Annotated in this window: 1 protein-coding gene and 1 pseudogene; one reads left to right on the plus strand and one right to left on the minus strand. The window is 60.8% G+C overall.

Annotation, left to right across the window (positions count from 1 at the left end; translation table 11 throughout):
- A partial coding sequence (locus ADADOO_RS01625; protein WP_511274440.1) for an extracellular solute-binding protein occupies window positions 1-955 on the minus strand: 955 nt, incomplete at its 3' end.
- Between the two features lie 99 nt (window positions 956-1,054).
- Between ADADOO_RS01625 and ADADOO_RS01630 the strand changes: the two are divergent.
- Window positions 1,055-1,295 (plus strand): annotated as a pseudogene (locus ADADOO_RS01630) (hypothetical protein); the annotation flags it as partial.

The following is a 1,295-nucleotide window of genomic DNA, read 5'->3' on the forward strand; positions in this document are numbered from 1 at the left end:
CCGCCTGCTTGTACTGCACCGGCGTCCGACCGGCGCCCACCCACAGCGACGCACCGTCGGCCAGCGACGACTGGCGACCGCCATAAACGTCGTCGTGATACGGCAACGGAGCGACACCGAGCTCGACACCCTTGGCATCGCGGAAATCGACATGCTCGCGTGAATCGGTCGTGATCATCGCGCACTCGCCTTCGTGGAACTTGGCGCTGGCTTCGTTGCGCCGACCGAACAACTTGAAATAATTGGCCTTGCTCCACGTCGCCATCATCGCCAGGTGCTTGACCTGCGGCAGACCGTTGAAAGTCAGCTGGCCCTTGTCGGTCGCAGCCGGCACGCCGGAGATGGCGCTGACGTTATCGACGTGCACCCAGACCGGCCACGATGAGGTGTAAGGGCAGTCATAGCCGGCATCCTGCAGCTTGTCGAGCATGCCCTGCATTTCAAACCAGGTCTTTGGCGGCTGCTCGGGGTCCAGCTTGGCCTTGCGAAAGGCGTTCTTGTTGTAGAACAGCACCGGCGTCGAATAAAGCACCGGCAGCGCCACCACTTTGCCCTTGGCATCGACCACACCGGCCTTCAGATCGCCCGACAATTCGCCGAACTTGAGCGGCTGGCCGGCCTTGGCCATCATTTGATACAACGGCACAAAGGCCTTGGGCTGACTGAGGATTTCACTCATGTCGTAACGGCGCATCAGGTTGAGCACCGCCGGCTTGTCACCCTTTTCCAGACGCACCAGCTTGAGCGCGCTGCCCGACTCCTTGTTGAAACGATCGACAATGGCCTGCAGCCGCTCCTCACCAGCCGCCTCCAGATTATGGGCCAACTCGATTTCGGCCGAAACAGCCGGCGCGGCCACCGGCTTGGCAGCCCGCTTGGCCGGCTTGGCTTGAGCGACAGAACAAGCCAGGGCCAGGGCGAAGGCAACAGTCAGGGGGCGAACATAATGCGACATGGGTACTCCAGCAGTGCGTAAAGAGATCCATTATAAAGCCGGGCGTCGTGACACATGCCCCACACTTTTCGCAAATATGCGAAAATCCAACGCATGATCATGCGAATTTTTCTGATTCTCGCCATCCTCGGACTCAGCGCCTGCGACCAGGTCAGCCAGAAGCTCGGCCTCGAAGATCCGGCCAAGAAAGAAGCCAGGACCGAGCAGGAAGCCAAGGCCGTCGGCAGCGCCTGTCGCCAGTCCGGTCGCGCCATCGAAGACTGCTACGCAATCTACAGCTGGCTACCCAAGGCCGGCATCTACACCGGCTGGCGCGAGATGGACGAATACATGCGCGAGA

It is taken from the genome of Azonexus sp. (assembly GCF_036170495.1).
Taxonomy (GTDB): Bacteria; Pseudomonadota; Gammaproteobacteria; order Burkholderiales; family Rhodocyclaceae; genus Azonexus.